The following is a 24,147-nucleotide window of genomic DNA, read 5'->3' on the forward strand; positions in this document are numbered from 1 at the left end:
TTACTTCATTATTGTAAATTTAGTCGTACTTCCAGAAAAGATTTCTGGATATTAAATTGGTTAAATAGTATAGCATTACTAGCAATAACACTTAAATTTAGTTAGTTGTAACCAATATTTACTCAAAAATCTTAATTTTACAATCAGTGTACTTAAGTTTTAAATAGCATTTTGGTAACTCGGGGTTTGACTATGATGAGTATAAATAAAACAGAAGTACTCTCCTCAGATGGCACAAGGGCATTCTCACGAATAAATTCAGGGAATTTAATAAAGTTACTAGGGGTTTATTGATTTTCCATAAATAAATTCGCTTTCTTTAAACTATATAGCAGAGAACAGAGGACTGAATTTTTGTATTAAAATATACTTTCTTTCCTTGTACCTTCTGCCCTCTGCCTTTCTTCGGTAAAATAGAGCCATACCCAAAAGTGAATCCACAACATAATCAAACAAAAATGGGTGGGCAATTCAAAAGCAATAATTAACAGTTACCAGTTATCAGCTTTATCACTTGGGTAAAATAATCCTGCTGATTACGTATCTTAGCTTCTTTGTTCTTCCCTGCTGCTTGTTTCTTTAATAATTCAAACGTAGATTTGGTGAAACTATGATGTTAGCTCAACTTCAGAGCTTGTATCCTACAGCTAGTTTAATCTCTGAATTAGTGCAAATTGATCACGGCAAATATATTGTTCGGGCAAGCGTGCAAATCGAAGGTATCACCCGTGCTACTGGTATGGCAGCAGCCTCAACAGTAGAGGAAGCAGAAGATCAAGCCAGAAGTAGGGCTTTGATGGTTTTGGGAATCACTACTACGCCACAAGTACAGATGGAAAGTTTGAGTGAGGCGAAGAGTGTGACTGAGGCGAAGACGACTAGAAATAGTGATGTGGCTGAGACTGAGGAAAATGTCCCCACATCACTACATCCGCGTGTCTCTGTCTCTGCTTTCACCCCAACTCCCATAGATACCCCCAATCTGGAAACACAAGCAAGTACACCCATTACACCAACTGTTTCTGCAACGCCCACAATTGATACCAACAGCCAAGAATTTGAGCAGAACTTAGCTGTGAGTGCAAACCCACAATTGCACTTGGATATTCAACCAGAAGACTTCGGGGTAATTTCTAGCAGCCAAAGTGAAAATCAACCTTTACCAGAGATTAGTTCTAGTAACGTCACACCATTTCCCCAACGCAGTCATAATAAAAATACCCCAACCGAAGAAGTTGTAGCGACGCCAGCACCCACAACGAGGAAAAAGAAGAAAAGTGAACCTGTGGATCAATCAGATGATATCGCCAAAATTGGTGTGGAAATGCAGCGCTTGGGTTGGACAACAGAACAGGGTAGAGACTATTTAATTCAAACCTACGGCAAGCGATCGCGCCATTTACTCGATTCAGAAGAATTACGTGATTTCCTCAAATATTTAGAATCCCAGCCTACACCTATAGACCCGCTAGCGGGATTTTGATTAGTCAATGGTCAATGATCATTGGTTATTGATTAATAGTTACTAACTATCACAAATGACAAATAACAAACAACTACTTAAAACTGTAACTAAAAATATGGAATCTCAGACGAGACTGGTATATAATAAGAAAAATTAATACAATAACCATCCTTAGACTTACCAGTAAAGTAAAGGCTGCGATATCTATAAAGTAATTATCCCAGTTACATTACTCTTTACTTACTGAAAAGTAGCTGCTGGAATTCTGGTTGCTTAATTGCTTAGAATCCCAGCTTCAAATTCACCAGCCTTCAGGGGCGTCTAGACTCTTGTAAACAAAAAATAAAAGAGCCTTGTCTGGGGAAAGGGCAAAAGTTAAAGGATAAAGAAATTGTTATTTCCTTTCACTCTTACCTTTTACCCTCATTTATGACTACACAACCGCCATTGGACGGCTACCAGCTGCATGACGGTCAATCACTTGGTCAATTAAGCCATAGTCTCTGGCTTCTTCTGGTGACATAAAGAAGTCTCTTTCTGTGTCTTCAGCGATTTTATCCAAGGGCTGACCTGTATGTTCGGCTAAATATTCGTTTAGCCGTCGCTTGTGGTAAAGAATTTCGCGGGCTTGGATTTCAATATCAGTTGCTTGCCCACGAGCGCCGCCCAAAGGTTGGTGAATCATGATCCGAGAATGAGGAAGACTCATTCTTTTACCCTTAGTACCTGCACTAAGGAGAAAAGCACCCATACTTGCTGCTAATCCAGTACAGATGGTACACACATCTGGGCGGATGTGCTTCATAGTATCAAAAATACCCATTCCTGCTGTTACCGAACCGCCAGGAGAATTGATGTACATATATATGTCTTTCTCTGGGTCTTCGGCATCTAAAAACAGTAGTTGGGCAACAATCAAGTTAGCAACGTTGTCATCAATCGCTTGTCCTAAAAAGATAATACGCTCACGCAACAGGCGTGAGTAAATATCAAAGGCGCGTTCGCCACGACCTGATTGTTCAATAACGATAGGAATCATGTAGCCAGCTTGTAACTAGTGTAGATACATTCTATCGATTACAAAGGCTGATTGTTTTCCGAAACCATCTTAGCCACTGTGTAGTCATATAAGGCAGATGGTGCTTACCTATTGACTCGGCAATTTATTGGTATTATTTTTTCGTAATTTTGTAAAAATCCCATAATTTTACTTAGAAAAATCCGGATATATCTACCTAATGGGGTAGATCCTTACTACAAGGTGTATCTAGAAGACTTCGATCCCTAATGTAGAAGACATCCACTGAAACAGAGGAAACCGCCATGCTAGAAAAATTTGTACAAGCCGCTATCATTACCTTCTTACTGCACCTGATCGTCGGACTCAACCCCAACACTAAAATTAGTAGCGAAGTTGTACCCCCTTCTGGTACGGTGTCAATACCAGTGGCTAGTTCATTTTTGCGTTCTTTAGAGTAAAACATCACTGGTTGCATTAAATTTATGTTAATTTGGTTGTTAGACAATTTTGGATTTTAGATTTTGGATTGATCCTACGGATCAGTTCGCTTTATTGGGAATTTTGAATTTTGGAATACGAATTGATTCCACGGTCTATACTGCTTTCTTGTATCTTGTTCAGAATGATTGGTCAGTTATTGGTTGGTGATTGTTGAGAATAAACAACTGTTAACTACCAAAAAATTATTAATTACCATTTTTTAATCTAAAATCTAAAATCTAAAATCTTTCGAGGTAGACTGAACAAAAAAGGCAAATACTAGTGTCTAATCATGACTAACCGCCTTGCTGAAGCTAAGAGTCTCTACCTCCGTAAACACGCTGAAAATCCGATTGATTGGTGGCCTTGGTGCGAGGAAGCACTCTCCACTGCGAAAGCACAGAATAAACCTATATTTCTCTCTATTGGTTACTCGAGCTGCCACTGGTGTACAGTCATGGAAGGAGAAGCATTTTCTGACCCAGGCATTGCCGAGTACATGAATGCCAATTTTATCCCGATCAAAGTAGACAGGGAAGAAAGACCTGACATCGACAGCATTTACATGCAAGCTTTGCAAATGATGAGTGGTCAAGGGGGTTGGCCTTTAAATGCTTTTTTATCTCCAGATGATTTAGTACCATTTTACGCAGGTACTTACTTCCCAGTGGAACCACGCTACGGTCGTCCTGGCTTTTTACAAGTTTTACAAGCGATTCGCCACTACTACGATACAGAAAAACAAGACCTACGCGATCGCAAAGCAGTAATTCTCGAATCACTCCTAACCTCCGCAGTCTTGCAGCAACAAGGTACTACCGCAACTCAAGACAACGAGTTATTACGTAAAGGCTGGGAAACTAGCACGGGGATCATTACTCCTAATCAATATGGTAATAGTTTCCCCATGATCCCCTATGCAGAATTAGCATTACGCGGAACACGATTTGAAGTGGCATCAAAATATGATGGTAAACAAGTTTGTACCCAACGAGGATTAGACCTAGCATTAGGTGGTATTTATGACCATGTAGGCGGAGGCTTCCATCGCTACACAGTTGATCCCACCTGGACAGTACCGCATTTTGAAAAGATGCTCTACGATAATGGTCAAATTGTGGAGTATCTGGCAAATCTTTGGAGTGCAGATATAGAAGAGCCTGCTTTTAAAAGAGCGATCGCTGGTACTGTTCAATGGCTGAAAAGAGAAATGACCGCACCAGAAGGTTATTTCTATGCAGCTCAAGATGCTGATAGTTTCACCTCCCCAGGAGAGTCAGAACCAGAAGAAGGAGCCTTTTACGTCTGGACTTTTAGCGAACTAGAACAACTGCTGAGTGCTGAAGAACTCACCCAATTACAACAACAATTTACAGTCACCGCTAATGGTAACTTTGAAGGTAGAAATGTCTTACAAAGACGCCGTTGTGGGGAACTAAGCGAAACTGTAGAAACAGTCCTCAAAAAATTATTTGTCGTGCGTTACGGTATCATCCCCGAATCACTCGCAACATTTCCTCCAGCACGTAACAACCAAGAAGCTAAATCTCATCCTTGGCCTGGTCGGATTCCGGCGGTGACAGATACTAAGATGATAGTTGCTTGGAATAGCTTGATGATTTCTGGCTTGGCAAGGGCGTATGCTGTTTTCCAAGAACCTGACTATTTGGAACTAGCAACCACAGCCGCAGATTTCATTCTGGATCATCAGTTTGTGGATGGACGTTTCCACCGACTGAATTATGAAAATCAACCAACCGTATTAGCTCAATCAGAAGATTACGCCTTTTTTATCAAAGCACTGCTAGATTTGCAAACTTCCAGCCCTGAACAAAACAAATGGTTAGAAAGAGCGATCGCTCTCCAAGAAGAATTCGACGAATATCTTTGGAGTGTGGAGTTAGGAGGTTACCATAACACATCAAGCGATTCAAGTCAAGATTTAATTGTGCGCGAACGTAGTTATGTAGACAATGCTACATCATCAGCAAATGGAGTAGCGATCGCCAATCTTGTACGTCTTGCCCTGTTTACGGATAACCTACATTATTTAGATTTAGCAGAGCAAGGTTTAAATGCTTTTCGCTCTGTAATGAATAGCAGTCCACAAGCCTGTCCAAGTTTGTTTACAGCCTTGGATTGGTATCGCAATAGTACTCTGATTCGCACTACAACTGAGCAAATACACTCACTCATGTCTCAGTATCTACCAAGTGTTGTGTTTGCAGTTGCATCAAAACTACCAGAAGGCAGTGTGGGTTTAGTTTGTCAAGGATTGAAATGCCTACCAGCAGCAGCAAGTGTAGAACAGATGTTACAACAAGTCCAGCAGAGTCAGGTCAGAGGGTGAGTTGGAGGTGGGGAGGTGGGGAGTGTGTAGACACGCAAGTGGCTTCCCGTAGGGTGGAGTGTGAGGAGTGTGTAGACGCGTAGCGGCTTCCCGTAGGGTGGAGTAAGTATTAAACAACTAATAACTACTAATGTACAGACGCGATGTTCCTCGCGTCTCTACCCACTAACCACTAACTACTAACCATTAACCACTGACAAATGACTAATGACCAATTGAGTGCTATCGTCTTAGCGGGTGGTAAAAGTACGCGTATGGGTAGGGATAAAGCTTTGATCCCGATTGAAGATGTCCCGATGTTGCAACGAATCTGTCAAATTGCTGAGACTTGTACAGAGCAAGTTTACGTAGTAACTCCTTGGCCAGAACGTTATCAGCATTTATTACTACCCAAAAGTCAGTTTATTCAAGAATTACCTTTACCAGATGAAACTGGTAATGAACTCAAAACCCACGGGCCACTTGTGGGTTTTGCCCAAGGACTCACGCAGGTAACAACAGATTGGGTGTTGCTGTTAGCTTGTGATTTACCCAAATTGCGGGTAGAAGTTTTGCAACATTGGATAGCTGGACTAGAGCAAGTACCAGAAGAAGCGATCGCAGCTCTAGTTTATAGAAATAATAGATGGGAACCATTGTGTGGTTTCTATCGCCGTCGCTGTTTACCAGAATTAAATAAGTATATTCAGCAGGGTGGGCGATCGTTTCAAGAGTGGCTGAAGCAATATCCCGTGCAAGTATTACCTTTGGTTGATCAGGAGATGCTTTTTAACTTCAACAGTGTAATTTGAGAGCAGCCCCACTGGCAAAGCGCCACCTGTTATGAATGGAACCAACAAGGCAAATCTGTCAAATCCTCTTACCTTCTGCCACGGCGTTCTTTGTTCGCCCGCAGCTTTGCAACCCACGCCTCCTCTGCCTTCTGCCCTCTGCCTTATTTCTTGAAAGGAGCATTTAAGTTTAAAATATATGATCCAGGCTTGGCATCTAAAATCTATACAATCCTCTCCCTAGCCTCTCTTGGCGACATGAAACATACCCTATCAGTACTTGTAGAAGATGAAGCGGGTGTTCTTTCCCGCATTTCTGGTTTATTTGCCCGTCGTGGCTTTAACATCGAAAGCCTTGCTGTAGGGCCAGCAGAACAGTCAGGAGTTTCTCGAATCACAATGGTTGTACCAGGTGATGATCGTGTAATTGAACAACTTACCAAGCAACTATACAAGCTGATCAACGTTCTCAAAGTGCAGGATATTACTGAAACTCCCTGTGTAGAACGCGAGTTAATGCTACTCAAAGTGAATGCAAACAGCAATACCCGTTCCGAGATAGTCGAGTTAGCCCAAATTTTCCGGGCGCGAGTGGTAGATGTCGCCGAAGATTCCCTAACTTTAGAAGTTGTCGGCGATCCAGGTAAAATGGTCGCGATCGTCCAGGTATTACAAAAATTTGGCTTGAAGGAAATTGCCCGTACTGGCAAAATTTCCTTAACTCGTGAATCGGGAGTGAATACAGAGTTGCTCAAATCTTTGGAAGCCAAGGCTTCATAGCAAGGGGTAGCTATAGCTACCAAAATATAATTATTAAGGTGTGGGTGCAGGGGAAGGGTGTTTTCCTGCATAGTACACAACGACTTTCAACTGTTGCTCATCAGGAACGTAAAATACTCTGTCCCCTTTTGTCACCTCGTATTCCCATGCCCCCTTGTAGAGTTTCCCCTTCAAAGGGAAAACAGGCCTTGGCTATCTAGTGGTTGTGGTTGGTGCAGTACATAAATCCTCATAACAGCGAAGAGTGTTTTCTGGATGGCGCTGCATTAAAGCTTCCTAATCCCGATTTACCCGACGATTTTTGCTACTACCAACCAAGTGCTTTCTATCTCAAATAATGCAGGAGCCGTCAGTTTGACTTCTGGCGGCTCCAATTTCTCCACTATTGGATTTTCTGGAGGATTATCTGACATACTCATAGGGATTAAAACTCGCTTGTGCTGAGTTAGCCTCAATCATAGATAACGTATTACTGCGCTAGCTCATTCATTTTGCGAGCCAGATGTATATCGTTGATCGTAATTCCGCCTGCATCGTGAGTTATCAAATCAACTGATATACAGTTATATACGTTGCACCACTCTGGATGATGTCCCATTGTTTCTGCCACCAGTGCCACACTGGTTATGAATCCAAAAGCTTCAACAAAGGATGGAAACTGAAACTGACAATGGAGTTTCCCTTGTTCAACACTCCAACCTTTCAGTTCTTGCAAAGCAATATCAAGTTCACTTGCGGATAAAACGGATAAGTCGCTCATAGTCTGAGTTGAGGTTATCAAAAGGTGAAATTATCAAAACATCTCTCGTGTTGATGCTGTCTTTTACACGAATGCCAATTCCAGATTTGGATAGTCACATTCGTGTAAAGAATTGAGTTTAAATATTGCCATACACAGGAACAACTGCCCCCCTCATATCAAGAGCAGCTTCTGAAGCCAAGAAACAGATGACCTGTGCCAGAGAATCGGGTTTAACCCATTGAGCAACATTCTCTGTATTCATTGCTACTCGATTACTAGGAGTATCAATCACACTAGGTAAAACGATATTAGCAGTGATGTTTGTTCCTTTCGTTTCATCAGCGATCGCTTGTGTCAATGCTACTAATCCAGCTTTGGCGGCACAATAGGCTGCTAACTGTCCCCCTGGTTGTACGGCTCCCCGCGAACCTACTGTGACAATTCGTCCATAGCCATGTTCTAACATCCGTCTTAAACTATGTTTCAGCACCAGGAAAGCAAGATCCAAATTCAGTTCTAGGTCAGCTTTCCACTTTTCATAAGGATATTCATGAGTTTTTCCTATTGAAAAACCACCAACGAGATGAATCAGGACATCTACCCGTTCCATCTCGTTGACTAAATTTTCCACAGCCGATTCATCTGTAAGATTGCCTGTAATAAATCTAATGCTATCTAAATCAGTAACAGACAAAATACTTTTCAATCGCTCAACGTTTCCCGCGTTAGTATAAGGAATTGTTACCAAAGCAGGTTTGTGAGCCAGAACAGTTGGCGTAACACCAAGCCCTAATCCACCCGTTCCACCAGTTAATAAAACATGATTATCTTGCAAAATTGAAGAAAGTTTATTGCTCATTATATGCCCCTAACATTCAATCTTTAATTGAGGACACGCTTGATGATGAGGCGTGTCCATCTATGTTGCAAAATTCTCAACTTCAGCTAATTATTGTTAGTTCAAACACCAACAAGTTGAGATTCTTGGGTAATCGAGGGTAATTCAATTGCATTTCGTAAATGAGGACGGCTATACCAACTCCAATGTCCTTCAGTAACAGGCACAATATTCAACTCTTTACGCCATTCAGCCAAAGGTTGCTCTAGTCCTTCTTCAAACTTCACCGGGAACAGTGGTTGTGCTTGCCGAGCAATTTTTATCCCTTGAGAAATCAGGTCAAAATCGTATTCTAGAGGGACATCAATACCTTGACGTTGATGCTTGTCTGAGAGGAAACTTAACAGTAATGCGACAATATCAATGAAGGCAAAGCCTGGATAACCAATTTGACCCACAGTGACAGCAATTACGCCTAATTCGCCATAGTCATCGAAACTAAAACCTGTCAAAATATGATGCAAGTCGTGGGTTTTACGAACGCGCTGAATGATGTAATCAATATCAGATTTAATCTCCCGTTTGCGATAAAAATCTGGGTCATAATTAAGCGCACTCAAAACTTTTGCATAAGTCCATCCTAGAGAATCTTTAGGCATTTGCAACAAGGTATCTAAATCAAATTCTGCTCCCACATAACGCTCTTCTAGCATTTGTGCAGAAGCAGGATGTTGGCGCACAACTTGCAAACATTTTTGCATTTGCTCACTATCACGTAGTGCATCTTCAATATCGAAAACATTTTCTGTATCAGTGAGTCCACCAACCACCATATCTACCATCGTCAAGAGTTGATTGACGTTTTCTTGAGTTGCCAATTCGCTGATATATTTGAAACCCATGATGACTATCTCCTTGCGTTTGCTTGTCTTTGGTTGATAGTTTCATCTTAGGTTGGCTAATTGGGTTAAATCTAGGGTATTTTCTTGATATAAATCAAATTTGACAAATATCAAAAATAGCGGTTATTCAAATTAGAGTAAATTCTGAAATCATAATGGTTAGCATATCAATCATCAAACTAAGCTAAAAAAATATTCTGAATTAAGACTGCCAGATTCTGAGTAATTATTTATGTTTTTGCTGATATCTGAGTGAGAATTAATTTCGCCAGCTTTGACGATTACGATATTTGGCACGAATACGGCTTAGTGTTTCTTGAGTTACACCTAAATACGATGCTAGATGTCCTAGTTTGACTCGATTGAGAATATCTGGATATTGTTGCAGTAAATGAGCGTAACGCTCTGATGCTGTCTGAGATTGCAATGAAAAGAAATGCTCTTCTAATTGAATATAATAACTTTCGATGGACAACCGACCCAGCCTATTCCACACTGAATCTTTGTTATAAAGATATTGTAGACTGTCATAACTAATCGTTACTAACTTGCAGTCAGACATTAAAATAATACTTTCTTTACTGGGTTTTCTAGAAATAAAGCTATAAAAAGAATTAATAAAATCACCCTCAAATCTAAAACCGGAAGTGATTTCTTTGTCATCTTGGTGATAATAATATCTAACTGCCCCTTCGACAAGAAAATGTAGGTGATTACAGATATGCCCTTGTTCTAGTAATATTGAATCTTTGGGAAGTTCTTGTGGCGTTGTCACCCTTTTGAGGTCTTCACGCTGCTGTTCACTAAGGACAACGAGCCGATCTATCGCTTGAAACATTTTTTCGTACATTTTGGGACTGGTAGCATCAAAATAGGTGGTGATTTGGAATTATTTTCCCTTTTTCCTGTTGTTTTGCAAAGCAAGAGTAAATAGGGGAATGCAGCGATCTTTAGCCTCATTATCAACACAATATCAACACAATTGTCTAATTTCTACTTGGGAATCAAATCATTGAAACCCGCCTGCGCGGGTTTCGTCTGTGTAACCGCGATGACGAATATCGCCAGGACTTCATTGATGCAAAAATCTATCCACACAACGCACAAACATTTCTACACCCATCACCAACGCTGTTTCATCAAAATCAAAACGGGGATGATGATGAGGATAGGCTAAATTCTTCTCTTGATTAGCAGAACCTAAGAAGAAATAACAACCGGGAACTTCCTGCAAAAAGTAGGACATATCCTCACCGCCCATTGTTTGACATTCTGGTACGATACCCACGGGCGTTTCTACGACTTCCTCTGCAACCGATCGCACTAATTCCGCTATCCCTGCATCATTAATTGTAGCTGGGTAAAGTTCCCATTGCTGGAAGTCATAATTAGCACCAAAACTTTGGCAAACTCCGGCAATAATTTGCTCGATTCTTTGCGAGAAAAAGCCGCGCAATGCTGGATTAAAATACCTAACAGTGCCACTCATCCTCGCTGTATCTGCAATCACATTGCACTTTGTACCAGCATGAAGTTCACCGACTGTCACCACTGCTGAATCAATCGGATTGACGTTACGAGCCACTATTGTTTGTAGAGCATTGACGATTTGGGCTGCAACTACTACTGAGTCTACAGTTTGATGGGGCATAGCGCCGTGTCCGCCTTTACCAAAAATGGTGCAATTAAAGGTTTCTACAGCCGCCATTAAAGCACCTGCACGTACACCCAGGGTTCCCAAAGGCAAATTATTCCACAGGTGCAAACCGATAATGGCATCGACATCAGGATTTTTCAACACCCCAGCATCAATCATTGGTTTTGCCCCTCCTGGCCCTTCTTCTGCTGGCTGGAAGATCATTTTCACAGTCCCAGCAAAGTCTTGACGATGCTGCTGAAGATAATAAGCTGTACCAAGAGCGATCGCAGTATGTCCATCGTGTCCACAAGCGTGCATGATCCCATCATGCTGAGAACGGTAGGGTACTTCGTTCTGTTCGAGTATTGGTAAAGCATCCATATCCGCCCGAATTGCTAAGACTTTCGATTTTGGATTGGATGCTTTTGGTTGTTTTTCACCCCGGATAATCGCAACTATACCAGTCTCAGCAATACCAGTTTGATGCTCAATTCCCCATGCTTGCAACTTCTGGGAGACAAATTCAGCAGTGAGTTTTTCTTGAAAACCGAGTTCTGGTTTTTGGTGTAACCTGCGTCGCCACTCCACTAATTGCGGTTGCAATGAGCGAATTGACAGGCGAACACGAGATAAGTCAATATTGGTGGAGTCGGGAAAGGTCGAAACCATTTTCTTGAAATTGCTGTCGGTTATTTATATTGTGAATCTAACAATTTTGGATTTTAGATTTTGGAGCCATTGCGTTGCGGAGGTTCTCTCCGTTGTAGCACGTGGCGTGATTTTGGATTGACTAACAAACGCTCTAAATCTAAATCTGAAGCTACTTGTGCAAGTTTGTCTATATCTGCTGGGTTTTCCAAATAAGGCAAACAGCCTAAAACAGGGGTATTTGTCAAAGACTGAATTAAATCTGCTGGTGTCCAGTTGGCGATTTCCTCATCTGTGCGGGGTTGGATGCAATTTAGAACAATTCCTACGAGTTGGACTCGTGTTTGTCTTGCTAATGCTACATTCGCTACAGCTTGAGCGATCGCACCTAATCTGACTGGTACTACTAACACCGTAGGTAAACGCCATTCTCCTGCTAAATCTGCTACTGTCAATTCCTCTGTTACAGGTGATCCCAACCCACCCAAAGCTTCTACTAAAACAAAATCTCGACGCTGACACAAGGCTGTGTAAGCTTGCCAGACTACTGCTAAATCTACGTGGCGATTTTCTTTAACTGCGGCAATTGGGGGGGCTAAAGGTGCTTGAAAATACAGTGGAGTGATTTCCTCTGGAGATTGTTCCAAGCTAAATAGCTGTTGATACCATTCGCGATCGCCCACTCCTGATTGTACGGGTTTCATAATACCCAAACTATGGGTCGAACAATATTTTTGCCAATAGGCTGCTAATGCTGTGGTTAAAACAGTTTTGCCTGCTTCTGTGTCTGTTCCAGTAATTAGTAGTGCGTTCAATTGTAATAGTTAGTGGATAGTGGTTAGTAGGGGAAGGTTGAATTTGAATTATTGCTAGCCCTTTATTGAAGAAGGCAGAAGTACGGAGGCAGAGGAGGCGTGGGTTGCAAAGCTGCGGGCGAACAAAGAACGCCGTGGCAGAAGGGAATTAAAGGGGGATACCTACACCAAGCCGCTTTGCGTCTTGTGACCCCCAGGAACATTGCAGACCAGTAAATCGAAGATTTACTGGGGGTCTTAAACCTATTTGACAGAGGGTACAGATGTCTCAATCACGAACGAAAACTTTAGATCTTCGCATAGCTGCCATCTGCCATCTGCCCGAAGCCTTTCTTGATAATGTCAATATACACGATCATTAGATCTCTCCAGAAAATGAGCATTAACCCAGACAGTACAAGGGTTTGATATTAGTTTTCGGAGATGTCTATTAAGTTGACTTGTCGAATGAACAGTAATTACAAACCAACCACTAACTACTAACCACTAACTTACCTTCTTGGCAAAATGTCTGTGGGATTGACATCTTGGTTAGATGTGTCATCAGTAGACTGATTATTTTGATTTTGATCGGGAATAGGTATCAATGGAGTATCGGTGGGTGTCGTTGTTGGGATGTCGGTGGGTGTTTGTGTTGGGGTTTCAGTAGGTGTTTGTGTTGGTATCTCTGTCGGGATTTCGGTGGGTGTTTCTATTGGTGTTTCTGTGGGGGTTTCAGTAGGTGTCGGCTGAGGTGGGTTTTCTAATTGGATATTGAGGTTATAGTTGCTTTCGGAAGTTCCTGGAGGTAAAGTTAAATCGATCGCATATTTTCCACTAACAGGTAAAGTGCCTTGGTAGAAAGTGGTATTCTGAGCAGAAGTTTCTACTGGTTCTTCATTTGGGCCTAAAACTGTTAACACAACACCTCTTTCTTGCGCCAGCACCGCAGTTAAAGTTTGCCCTTCTTTACCCCGGAAAGTGTAGCGGATAGTTTGATTGCTTGGGATTGTACCCTCAACTTGAGTTGTGCCAGATGCATCTAAACTCAGGGGTCTACTTATAATTGTCGGCTCGTTGGTGGTGGGTGTAACTGTCGGTGTGGGTGAAGTTGTAGAATTGTCAGGAACTACTGGAGAAGGGAAAGTTTGTGTTGGGACTTCGGTTGGTTGTGATGATGGTGTACCACGAAGAGTACGTACCAGCGCCCAAGAACCAAATCCTGTTATACTCACTACCGCAATAGTAATTAATCCAATTGCCAACGGGTTGTCCAAAAATGACCTAGTGCTAGGTTCTGAAATTGTGTGACTTGGTGTACCAGGTGCAGATGGTGATGCTGGTTCAGGACGACGGCCAACTGGGACTGTTTGTACATTGGATAACCCAGGCTTGGATGCAACTGGGATAGAAGCCGGAACTAGGGGTGTTTGTTGTCCTGGAGAGTCCAATGCTTGGGCTACTTCTGTTGCGCTTGGGAAGCGATCGCCTGGTCTAAAACTCAACATCCGATTTAAAACTTGGGCAAAGTGTGGACTTACTGTTACCCAACGTTGCCAATTCCAACTCAGGAGATTTTCATCAAATAATTCCTGAGGTTCTTTGCCAGTTAGCAATACGATTGCGGTAACTGCCAGTGCATATAGGTCACTACTGGGATAAGCTTGTCCTGTTTGCATTTGCTCACTAGGCGAATAACCCAATTTGCCAACATAGGTTGCTGGTGCTGTCGGATTACCAGCTTGCAATCGTGTCGCTAGTTCTTTTACTACCCCAAAGTCAATTAAAACTGGCTTATTGTCAAGATCGCGTAAAATAATATTGTCTGGTGAGATATCGCGGTGAATAATGCCTCGAGTGTGAATATGTTCTAAAACAGGTAATAAAGAGCGCACCAACTGCAATACTTCTTCTTCCGTGAACGCACCACCGACAGCCTTACGTTCATCCAGCAAAGTACGGTAGGTTTTCCCGGCTACATAGTCTTGCACCAAAAACAATCGCTGATCTTGTTCAAATCTTTCCCGGAACTGGGGTACTTGTGGATGTTGTATTTGATACAAAATTGCTGCTTCTCGCAGGAAAAGCTCTTGTGCTTTCTGCCAAGCGACAGGGTCTATTGTGTTAGGAATTAATTCTTTGATGGCGCAAAATTCGTTAAAGCGCCTCTGGTCTTCAGCCAGATAGGTTCTACCGAATCCCCCCTGACCAAGAATTTGAACAATCTTATAACGGTTTTGCAGAACAGTACCAGCTGAAATTGGTGGTTGCATCTTTTAGTTAATTGAGTGTAACGGCACTACTCGGAGGAACTCACCCGCAAAAAATCATACCCAACAGTAGCAGTTTGTCAACTGCTGTATTTGTACGTAATATTAAAGTAAATTCCTAACAAACTTGCTTATAGTCTATTTTCACACTCATTTTCCAGTACAAAATAGTAAAAAAGATAAAAAAATTGCTATTTTAGTTCCCGTTGCTTTCTGGACTTGTTGCTCGTTTCTTTTTCCTTGGTAATGGAAAAGTATCCAGCAAGTCTGCTAATGTATTAATTTGCAGCTAGTATCATAGAAGATTCAGCCTTTCATAATTAATTCATTTATAGGTGTTCTTAACGATTACTAAGTAAACTAGAATAGTCTTCTCTATCTCTGTGAATAGGGTGCATAAAAGTTAAGTAGTTCATTAAACAAATCTATTAAGACTTGGGGTTTTTTTGAGCCAACTAAAAATCCCGACTACAGGTGTGAGCTAGTAAGAGTGTGTTTACCACAAAAACAAAAAAATTAGAACCTTGTAGTTTCATGGAGGTATGTATCAAGTTTTTATGAAAGCTTCAATAAAACTCACAGATGTTTTTTCGGACTATTGCTCTTAAACAATCTAAATATCTGATGATAATATTGCCATGAATGCACATCGAGGATCTGCTGTGCTAAGTACCGCAACTTTCAAACTGCCATCAACTACAACAGGAATAGCTGAAAACCATCGCCTACGGCTGTTCTCTGGTTCTGCTAATGTACCCCTGTCTCAAGAAGTAGCTCGTTATTTGGGCATGGACTTGGGACCAATGATCCGTAAACGATTTGCGGATGGAGAGCTTTACATTCAAATTCAGGAATCGATTCGGGGCTGTGATGTTTATTTAATTCAACCCTGCTGTCAACCTGTAAACGATCATTTGATGGAATTACTCATAATGATCGATGCCTGTCGTCGAGCATCAGCCCGACAAGTCACAGCAGTAATTCCTTATTATGGCTATGCCCGTGCTGACAGAAAAACCGCAGGCAGAGAATCAATTACTGCCAAGCTAGTTGCTAACCTGATCACCCAAGCAGGTGCTAACCGCATTCTGGCAATGGATTTACATTCAGCCCAAATCCAGGGATATTTTGATATCCCCTTAGATCATGTTTACGGTTCACCAGTAATCCTGGATTATCTAGTTAGTAAAGAACTGTCTGACATTGTGGTAGTTTCCCCAGATGTTGGTGGTGTGGCAAGAGCAAGAGCATTTGCAAAAAAGCTGAATGATGCTCCCTTGGCCATTATTGATAAACGTCGTCAAGCTCACAACGTCGCTGAAGTGTTGAATGTCATCGGTGATGTCAAGGGTAAAACAGCAGTGCTAGTAGATGACATGATTGATACTGGCGGCACAATCACAGAAGGAGCCAAGCTACTCCGGGAAGAAGGAGCGCGTCAAGTATACGCCTGTGCTACCCATGCGGTGTTCTCCCCTCCTGCAATTGAACGGTTGTCAAGCGGTTTGTTTGAAGAGGTGATTGTCACCAACACAATTCCTATTCCCGAAGGCGATCGCTTCCCGCAATTACAGGTCTTGTCAGTGGCAAATCTCTTAGGAGAAACGATTTGGCGGATTCATGAAGATAGCTCAGTAAGTAGTATGTTCCGCTAGCATCAAAAATACTGTCATCACCGTTACGATTGTACAGAAGAGAATGCCGCAGGCTTTTTTTTGCCTGCACTAACTGATACCATTTTTGATTTTGGATTGGGAATTCCTTTTTGTGTGTGAATTATGTCAATCCATTCACAATCATTTTGTAAATTGGTATGAATTTATATATTTTCAGGGTGTTATCTTTTTTACCAAATTTTGTCGAGAGTGATGGCTTGACTAGAGTAAGCCCAAATCCTTGAGGCTGCGTCGTGTGATCTCAATCCGCAGAGGTGCGTCTGAAGGTTTACCCATGTCTATTGTCGTTGCAAAAAAATAGACATTTTTGTTCTGTTCTAGATAACCTACAAACCAGCCTAATTCTGGTTTAGTACTGTTTAGCCATCCTGTTTTACCTCGCAATGTATATTCTGGCGTTTGTTCGCGCACCATAATGTCTTTAACTAGATCCATTGTGCGTTGCGAGAAGGGCAGATTGTTTCGATATAATCTTTGTAAAAATTGAATCTGTGCTTTCGGTGAAATTTCTAATGGCCCCTGCAACCAGAAGCGATCAATATCTTCAGCAGTACCAATCTGACGATTACCATAGCCTACTTGATCAATAAATTTTTGCATCCGTTGATGTCCGGCTCGACGTGCCAACACTTGATAAAACCAGACAGTAGAATCTTTAAAGGCTTGACGTAAATTTGTATCGTGATTCCATGCCTCAATAGGACGTTTAATTCCATCCCAGGTAAAAACAGTTACATCATCCGGAATAACACCTGTTTCTAACGCCACCATTGCATTGAAAATTTTGAACGTCGAACCAGGAAGCATTGCTGTAGCGTTACGCTGAGGATTGTGTTCATAAGTGCGGTTTTTGTTCAAGTCGTAAATTAAGATTGAGCCTTCTAGCCCTAATTCCTGAAAGTGTCTTCCTAAATTTGGTGCTTGAGCCGTAACCGTATTTAGATGTTCAGGTGATGTAAAATGATTTTGAGCGAGAACACGAAAACCAAAACTGATCGTCAGCAGTAAGACAAAACATCCAATCACAGTAACAAAAACAGAACGCGATCGCCACATATGAAACAACATTTTTTCCCCTCACAAATTGCGTCTTATCAATGATCACTGTTGCCACCAAGCCATCTGTACCCAACTCCAGGAATAGGGGTAGGAGATAAGGTTTTTCATGCTTGTTGGTGAAATTTTTTCGTCAGGACTGCCTTTTGACAAAGATAAATTAAATTTTCTTCACTAAGTAGATGACAATTGCCCCAAAAAGCGACAAAATTTCCTATCTCGTCTTTTACTACGGTAATTAGTATAGTGCAACCAAAGCAGCGTCAAAGATTAGATCAAACTCAACGTTGGGCATTTTCGCAACTCTTCGGACTCACAAGGCGTAATCCTTTTATGATTTCCCGTTGGGTTTTGCGTTGGGTATTAGTGGGGATTGTAGGGGGCTTATTTGCTGCGTTGTATTGGAATATTTTAGAACTACTAACTCACGCACTACAAAAATTACCTGGTTGGGGTGTATTGGTAATCATGCCACTAGCCGGCTTGATTGTCGGTTTAGTGATTCACTTCCTTGGTAATCCCGGAGAAATCGGCGTTATTATCGATAACATTCATTTTCGCAGTGGACGTTTGGATATTAACAAAAATCCTGCAATGATTCTTGCTTCTTTAGTCGGAATCTCCGCAGGTGGTAGTGCTGGGCCTGAAGCACCATTAGTACAGGTAACAGGTTCGTTTGGCACTTGGGTGAGCGATCGCTTCAAACTTCAAGGTGAAGATGTGCGCAATATGAGTTTAGCGGGGATGGCAGCAGGTTTTACTGCTTTATTTGGCGCACCTCTTGGCGGCGCGATGTTTGCTTTAGAGATATTGCACCATCAGTATGTGGTGGAGTACTATCAAGCCCTGATGCCAGCCATTGTTTCTAGTTGTGCTAGCTACTTGGTGTTTGCGCTAATTACACGTTTAGGAATTGCACCGACTTGGTATTTACCTCAATACACTTTAGAAAGTATAAATGATATCTGGTTTGCGATCCTCTTTGGGATGATCGGGGCATTGGCAGGATGGATATTTATGGGGATTTTTCACGGATGCGATCGCTTATTTGCCCGTATTCCCGGTCCAATTTATCTTCGCACAGCCTTAGCAGGACTGGGACTAGGAATCTTAGCATTCTCATTGCCGCTAACTCGTTATTTTGGCCACGATCAGTTAGCAGTTATCGTTACTAGTAGCTTTTCTGGTGTTTTGCTGGTGGGTTTAGCCTTGGGTAAAATGGCAGCCATTGGCGTCACTGTCACAGGTGGATGGCCTGGTGGATTTATTATCCCCCTATTTTTTATTGGTGCTTGTCTTGGCAAAGCCATAACAGTTTTTGTTCCTGGAATTAATCCTTCTCTATCAATGATTTGTGTAATGGCTGCTATTAACGCCGCAGTTACGCGCACACCAATTAGCACAACCTTACTGCTGTCAAAACTCACTAATTTCGCTCCCTTAACACCAATTCTGTTTGCGAGTTTACTCGGTTTCTTTTTTGCTCCTAAAGTTCCTTTGATTACATCTCAAATCAAGTCTGGGCAAAATACTTAGTGAATGGGAGTAAAGTTAACTGCCGTGAATTATTTTAGTGTTTTTTTGTGTCTAATGACAGATGCAGGACTGCTGTAATACATAGTATGTTTCGAGCATAAAAGTTAACAAAATTACTTAGGCTCTATGTCTGCAATAGAACAACAAAACTCAGTAAAGTTAGTTTGCAAGACAAGAGTAAGCATTGAACTCTCACAGGTTAAGTTTGCAGCTAAGCTAGGGGTTTCGTTACAGAGCGTCAATAGATGGGAAAATGGACGAACAAAACCTTTAGCAGTTGCGTTAAAACAGATAGAAGAGCTATTGCAGCCAATGGGCAATCACGGTAAGGATTTGCTCGTTAAATACTTTGGAAAACTAAGGAACAGAGACTTGTGACTGAAAAAGGAAGAGCAATTACCACCGAAGAAATTTTTGCTGGTGGTGGCGAAATGGGAATGCTCATGCGATCGCTCGACTGGTCACAAACACCTTTAGGTGCTGTATCCCAATGGACACAGAGCCTCAAGACTTGTGTGCGGATTATGTTAACTTCCCGCCAAGCCATGTTTGTCTGGTGGGGTGAAGAGCTAATTAACCTTTATAATGACGCCTATAAGGCGATCGTCGGTGGCAAACATCCAGAAGCCCTTGGACAGCCGGCTTCCCATGTGTGGCGAGAGATTTGGGATCAGGTTGGGCCTCGGGCAGAATCAGCGATGTTGAATAATGAAGGCACTTACGACGAAGCCCTTTTACTAATAATGGAGCGCAACGGCTACCCAGAGGAAACTTATTATACATTCTCCTATAGTCCAGTTCCCAATGATCAAGGTGGCACAGGTGGTATTATTTGTGCCAACACAGATGACACGCAACGCATGATCAGCGAACGCCAATTGGCGCTGTTGCGGGAACTCGCGGCCAAAACGGCAGATGCGCGGACATTCGATGAAGCCTGTACGGTGAGTGCAATTTGTCTCGAAACCAATCCTTATGACCTACCTTTTGCGATGATTTATCTGGTCGATCCAGATAAACAGCACGTTTTTTTGGCTGGAACATGCGGTATCGAGCGGGATCACGCAGCAGTTCCACAGACAGTCGATATTGATTCTGATTCAGTTTGGCCGTTTGCGGAAGTGATCAAAACGCAAAAAGCCTGTCTGGTTTCTCATTTGGCAGCAACTTTTAGTAGCCTACCAACAGGCGCTTGGCAACAGCCACCGCATCAGGCAGTGGCTGTACCAATTGCAGCATCTGGAAATACAGGAAGAGCTGGTATCTTAGTTGCAGGTTTAAATCCATTTAGGCTCTTCGACGACAACTATCAAAGATTCATTGATTTGGTTGCAGCTCAAATCGCCGCTAGTATTGCCAATGCTCAAGCTTACGAGGAAGAGCGTAAACGTGCTGAAGCTTTAGCAGAAATTGATCGGGCAAAAACCGTTTTCTTTAGCAACGTCAGCCATGAGTTTCGTACACCACTGACATTGATGCTTGGCCCCTTGGAGGAGACACTGGCTAATCCTTCTGGGCCCCTGCCTTGCGATCGCGAACAATTGGAGATTGTACATCGCAATAGTCTACGCTTACTTAAACTAGTTAACACTCTGCTGGACTTCTCCCGTATTGAAGCAGGACGCGTCCAGGCAGCCTATGAGCCAACAGACCTGGCGATGTTAACTACAGACCTAGCGGCTGTGTTTCGCTCAGCCATTGAACGAGCAGGGATGCGCCTAGTGGTAGACTGTCCCCCATTGCCGGAAAAAGTGTATGTAGACCAGCAGATGTGGGAGAAGATTGTGCTAAACCTGCTCTCCAACGCCTTTAAGTTCACCTTTGAGGGAGAAATCGTCGTTGCTCTGCGCTATTGTCGTGATCATATTGAGCTAGAGGTGCAAGATACAGGTACAGGTATTCCAGCAGAGGAGATACCCCATTTGTTTGAACGGTTTCATCGCGTGCAAGGGGCACGCGGACGAACCTATGAGGGATCGGGGATTGGTCTATCATTAGTTCAAGAACTGGTGCGACTGCACGGTGGCACTATCGATGTCACTAGTGTTGTTGACCAGGGTACTAGCTTCACAGTATCAATTCCTACTGGCTATGCTCACTTGCCCAGGGAATGCATCAAAGCTAGCAGTTCATCAGTATTAACAACAATCAGCGCTGCTTCCTACGTTGAAGAAGCCATACGTTGGTTACCAGAAGAAGATGGGGAGATTGGGAGATTGGGAGATGGGAAGAAAGAAGATGGGGAACTCGGCACCCCCACTCCCCCAAGGGAGTGGGGATTAGGGGCAATGGGGGGATGGGGAACTCGGCACCCCCACTTCCCCAAGAGAGTAGGGATTAGGGGCAATGGGGAGAAAGATTTCACCCCACCACCCCACCACCCCACCACCCCACCACAAAAAGCCCATATCCTCTTGGCTGACGATAACGCTGACATGCGTGACTATGTAAAGCGTTTACTGTTAAGTCAAGGGTATGAAGTAGAGGCAGTGACGGATGGGGTAGCAGCTTTGGCTACTGTACATCAGCAGATGCCCGATCTCGTCCTCACTGATATCATGATGCCGAAACTAGATGGTTTGGGCTTGTTGCAGGAGCTACGAGCGAAGCCAAATACCAGAGAAATCCCCATTATCCTGCTTTCTGCCCGTGCTGGAGAAGAATCTCGCATCGAAGGTCTAGAAACTGGAGCTGACGACTATCTGATCAAGCCATTCTCGGCCCGAGAACTGTTGGCTCGCGTCGAGGCCAACCTGAAGATGGCTCAAATGCGTCAGGAAGTATTACGGCAAGAACAAGAACTACGAATTCAGACAGAGGCAGCCCACAACCAAATCAGCAAGATTCTAGAAAGTATTACTGATGCTTTTGTAGCCTTTGATCGCCAATGGCAGTATACCTACGTAAATGAGCAAGCTATAAGGCTTTTACACAAAACTCGCGAAGAACTACTTGGAAAGCAAGTCTGGGAGGAAGTATTTCCACAGCAAGTAGGAACTCTGGGATACCAAGAACTTCATCGTGCTATTAACGAGCAAGTTTCCGTCATCTTTGAAGAATTTAGTCAGTCTATAGGTAAGTGGTTGGAAGTTCACGCCTACCCTTCCCCGGATGGTATTGCTGTTTATTTTCGAGACATTACAGATCGCAAATGCGTCGAGGCGGAACGGGCAAGACTACTTGAGCGTGAGCAGCAACAAACACGGCGTTTACAAAAGCTGGCTGAGGCATCCCTCACGATTAACTCGACGCTTTCATTAAATGAGAGATTGCAATTGATCACAGAGCTAGCCCGCGATCTCATTGAAGCACACCAATCTGTCACTAGCATGACGGTTGACAACAATTGGGCGCAGGCGATTCATACGGTGTCCCTTTCAGACAAATACGCCCAGTGGCGTAATTATAACGAGAAGCCAAATGGTTCTGGTATTTATACATTGATTTGCCGTACACAAAGCCCGATACGCATGACCCAGGCAGAACTAGAGGCACATCCCGCTTGGCACAATTTTGGTAAACAAAAGGATGCACATCCCCCGATGCGTGGTTGGCTAGCTGCACCTCTGACAAGTCGTAACGGCAATAACCTTGGTTTAATTCAGCTTTCTGATAAATACGAGGGAGAGTTTGACACAGAAGACGAAGCCATTTTGGTACAACTGGCTCAGATGGCATCGACAGCTATAGACAATGCTCGACTTTACGAAGAATCTCAACGGGCCAATCGGATCAAGGATGAATTTCTGGCGGTATTGTCTCACGAATTGCGATCGCCCCTGAACCCAATTTTGGGCTGGTCTAAGTTACTCCAAACTCAGAAGGTTGATGCTGCCAAAACCGCTCAAGCCTTGAACGTCATCGAACGCAATGCCAAATTACAGGCTGGGCTAATTGAAGACTTGCTCGATGTTTCTCGGATTCTGCGGGGCAAGCTCAGCCTTCAGGTCGATCAAGTCGATTTAGCTTCGACAATTCAAGCAGCGATGGAAACAGTACGACTAGCAGCCCAAGCCAAGTCAATTGATTTGCGTTTAACAGTTTTAGATTTTGAGTTGGGAAATAATCAGAAGGTTTTAGAATCTAACGCAACCTATGAACAATCGAACAATCTTAAACTCAAAATCCAAAATCCAAAATTCCAAGTGATGGGTGACTCAAATCGATTGCAGCAAGTGATTTGGAATCTCCTTTCCAACGCTGTCAAGTTCACGCCACAAGGGGGACAAGTAGACCTTCGACTAGGACGCCTTGGCTCTCAAGCCCAGATTGTCGTTACTGATACAGGTAAAGGCATTTCCCCTGAGTTCCTCCCTTACGTGTTTGATCACTTCCGCCAAGCAGATGCCGCTACAACCAGGAAATTTGGCGGATTAGGGTTAGGGCTGGCGATTGTCCGTCATTTAGTTGAACTACATGGCGGGACAGTTCAGGCAGAAAGCCCGGGTGAAGGCCAAGGAGCAACTTTTACAGTCAGACTGCCGCTCATGCTGACTCAAAACACAACGCTTCATGATACGCCACCGTCTGGGCAATCCCTAGATTTAAATGGTGTCAAGATTTTAGTAGTCGATGATGATGCAGATACACGGGAATTTATTGCCTTCCTACTAGAGGAATATGGAGCAAATGTGACAGCTGTCCCATCAGCCACCGAAGCACTCGTTACTTTTACCCAGTTTCAACCAGATGTGCTATTGAGCGATATTGGCATGCCAGACGTTGATGGTTATATGTTAATGGAACAGGTGAGAACCCTGCCGCCAGAACAGGGAGGAGAAATTCTGGCGATCGCCCTGACCGCTTATGCCGCAGAAATTGACCACCAGCAGGCGCTCAAAGTCGGCTTTCAAAGGCATGTTTCTAAGCCAGTAGATCCAGTCAAACTAATTGAAGTAATTACCAAATTAATTGGTAAAAATTACTTAGGAATAGGGAACTTTTAACTGGGAACGGGGAACAGGATTAACTTTGCAGCAAACTCATAATCAATCGGCGTGCATCGGTGTGCATCTGTGTTCGTTAGACTTTTTATCCCCTTGCTGTGGGCAATTGCTCGTAAGGGTCTAGTTTAAACATGAGTTTAAAAGTACGGCTGACCTTGCTTGTCAGCCAAAAATAGACAATATGTGCTAAAATTGTAACAAATTATGGCAATTATTCAAGCTTAGTTTGTAATA

At 42.9% G+C, this 24,147-nt stretch carries 19 protein-coding genes; 9 read left to right on the top strand and 10 right to left on the bottom strand.

Features of this window, described 5'->3' with window-relative positions; all coding sequences use genetic code 11:
* Positions 1-613: 613 nt before the first annotated feature.
* Entirely contained in the window at positions 614-1,483 is an 870-nt protein-coding gene (locus RS893_RS01670; RefSeq protein WP_315791834.1) for a hypothetical protein, read from the top strand.
* A gap of 415 nt (positions 1,484-1,898) precedes the next feature.
* Here RS893_RS01670 and clpP read toward each other — a convergent pair whose 3' ends face one another.
* Positions 1,899-2,504: an ATP-dependent Clp endopeptidase proteolytic subunit ClpP gene (clpP, locus tag RS893_RS01675; protein WP_315789530.1), complete on the bottom strand. Its 606-nt coding sequence runs from the start codon at positions 2,502-2,504 to the stop codon at positions 1,899-1,901.
* 284 nt (positions 2,505-2,788) lie between these two features.
* Between clpP and RS893_RS01680 the strand changes: the two genes are divergently transcribed.
* From RS893_RS01680 to ilvN, 4 genes are all read left to right on the top strand, one after another.
* Positions 2,789-2,944: a hypothetical protein gene (locus RS893_RS01680; protein WP_315789531.1), complete on the top strand. Its 156-nt coding sequence runs from the start codon at positions 2,789-2,791 to the stop codon at positions 2,942-2,944.
* Between the two features lie 314 nt (positions 2,945-3,258).
* Positions 3,259-5,316: a thioredoxin domain-containing protein gene (locus RS893_RS01685; RefSeq protein WP_315789532.1), complete on the top strand. Its 2,058-nt coding sequence runs from the start codon at positions 3,259-3,261 to the stop codon at positions 5,314-5,316.
* Positions 5,317-5,516: 200 nt separating this feature from the next.
* On the top strand, positions 5,517-6,107 hold the full coding sequence (locus tag RS893_RS01690) for a molybdenum cofactor guanylyltransferase (protein WP_315789533.1): 591 nt from the start codon (positions 5,517-5,519) through the stop codon (positions 6,105-6,107).
* A 237-nt stretch (positions 6,108-6,344) separates the two neighbouring features.
* The gene (ilvN, locus tag RS893_RS01695) at positions 6,345-6,866 is read left to right on the top strand and encodes an acetolactate synthase small subunit (RefSeq protein WP_315789534.1); all 522 of its coding nucleotides are present in this window, start codon (positions 6,345-6,347) and stop codon (positions 6,864-6,866) included.
* Between the two features lie 287 nt (positions 6,867-7,153).
* On the opposite strand, the gene RS893_RS01700 is transcribed toward ilvN, so the two are convergent.
* The 8 genes from RS893_RS01700 to RS893_RS01735 form a co-directional block, all read right to left on the bottom strand.
* The gene (locus RS893_RS01700; RefSeq protein ID WP_315789535.1) at positions 7,154-7,285 is read right to left on the bottom strand and encodes a hypothetical protein; all 132 of its coding nucleotides are present in this window, start codon (positions 7,283-7,285) and stop codon (positions 7,154-7,156) included.
* A 50-nt stretch (positions 7,286-7,335) separates the two neighbouring features.
* Positions 7,336-7,626, bottom strand: coding sequence for a 4a-hydroxytetrahydrobiopterin dehydratase (locus RS893_RS01705; protein ID WP_315789536.1), 291 nt, complete (start codon positions 7,624-7,626; stop codon positions 7,336-7,338).
* A gap of 118 nt (positions 7,627-7,744) precedes the next feature.
* Positions 7,745-8,443 carry a 3-oxoacyl-ACP reductase FabG gene (fabG, locus tag RS893_RS01710; protein ID WP_315791835.1) on the bottom strand — a complete coding sequence of 233 codons (699 nt, stop codon included), beginning with the start codon at positions 8,441-8,443 and terminating at the stop codon, positions 7,745-7,747.
* A 125-nt stretch (positions 8,444-8,568) separates the two neighbouring features.
* Positions 8,569-9,348, bottom strand: coding sequence for a Coq4 family protein (locus RS893_RS01715; protein WP_315789537.1), 780 nt, complete (start codon positions 9,346-9,348; stop codon positions 8,569-8,571).
* A gap of 259 nt (positions 9,349-9,607) precedes the next feature.
* Positions 9,608-10,186 (bottom strand): Crp/Fnr family transcriptional regulator, encoded by a 579-nt coding sequence (locus RS893_RS01720; protein ID WP_315789538.1) that lies wholly within the window; start codon positions 10,184-10,186, stop codon positions 9,608-9,610.
* A gap of 234 nt (positions 10,187-10,420) precedes the next feature.
* On the bottom strand, positions 10,421-11,656 hold the full coding sequence (locus RS893_RS01725) for a M20 family metallopeptidase (protein WP_315789539.1): 1,236 nt from the start codon (positions 11,654-11,656) through the stop codon (positions 10,421-10,423).
* A gap of 53 nt (positions 11,657-11,709) precedes the next feature.
* On the bottom strand, positions 11,710-12,450 hold the full coding sequence (bioD, locus tag RS893_RS01730; RefSeq protein WP_315789540.1) for a dethiobiotin synthase: 741 nt from the start codon (positions 12,448-12,450) through the stop codon (positions 11,710-11,712).
* A gap of 491 nt (positions 12,451-12,941) precedes the next feature.
* Positions 12,942-14,702 carry a protein kinase domain-containing protein gene (locus RS893_RS01735; RefSeq protein WP_315789541.1) on the bottom strand — a complete coding sequence of 587 codons (1,761 nt, stop codon included), beginning with the start codon at positions 14,700-14,702 and terminating at the stop codon, positions 12,942-12,944.
* Positions 14,703-15,337: 635 nt separating this feature from the next.
* Here RS893_RS01735 and RS893_RS01740 point away from each other — a divergent pair.
* Complete coding sequence (locus RS893_RS01740; RefSeq protein ID WP_009756683.1) at positions 15,338-16,354, top strand: ribose-phosphate pyrophosphokinase; 1,017 nt, start codon at positions 15,338-15,340, stop codon at positions 16,352-16,354.
* A gap of 222 nt (positions 16,355-16,576) precedes the next feature.
* Here RS893_RS01740 and blaOXA read toward each other — a convergent pair whose 3' ends face one another.
* On the bottom strand, positions 16,577-17,443 hold the full coding sequence (gene blaOXA, locus RS893_RS01745) for a class D beta-lactamase (protein ID WP_315789542.1): 867 nt from the start codon (positions 17,441-17,443) through the stop codon (positions 16,577-16,579).
* A 234-nt stretch (positions 17,444-17,677) separates the two neighbouring features.
* Between blaOXA and RS893_RS01750 the strand changes: the two genes are divergently transcribed.
* The 3 genes from RS893_RS01750 (at position 17,678) to RS893_RS01760 (ending at position 23,913) form a co-directional block, all read left to right on the top strand.
* Complete coding sequence (locus RS893_RS01750) at positions 17,678-18,967, top strand: chloride channel protein (protein ID WP_315789543.1); 1,290 nt, start codon at positions 17,678-17,680, stop codon at positions 18,965-18,967.
* 126 nt (positions 18,968-19,093) lie between these two features.
* Positions 19,094-19,345 (top strand): helix-turn-helix transcriptional regulator, encoded by a 252-nt coding sequence (locus tag RS893_RS01755; protein WP_315789544.1) that lies wholly within the window; start codon positions 19,094-19,096, stop codon positions 19,343-19,345.
* Between the two features lie 53 nt (positions 19,346-19,398).
* Positions 19,399-23,913, top strand: coding sequence for an ATP-binding protein (locus tag RS893_RS01760; protein ID WP_315791836.1), 4,515 nt, complete (start codon positions 19,399-19,401; stop codon positions 23,911-23,913).
* Positions 23,914-24,147 lie beyond the last annotated feature (234 nt).

The organism is Fischerella sp. JS2 (assembly GCF_032393985.1).
In the GTDB taxonomy this organism is placed as follows: domain Bacteria; phylum Cyanobacteriota; class Cyanobacteriia; order Cyanobacteriales; family Nostocaceae; genus Fischerella.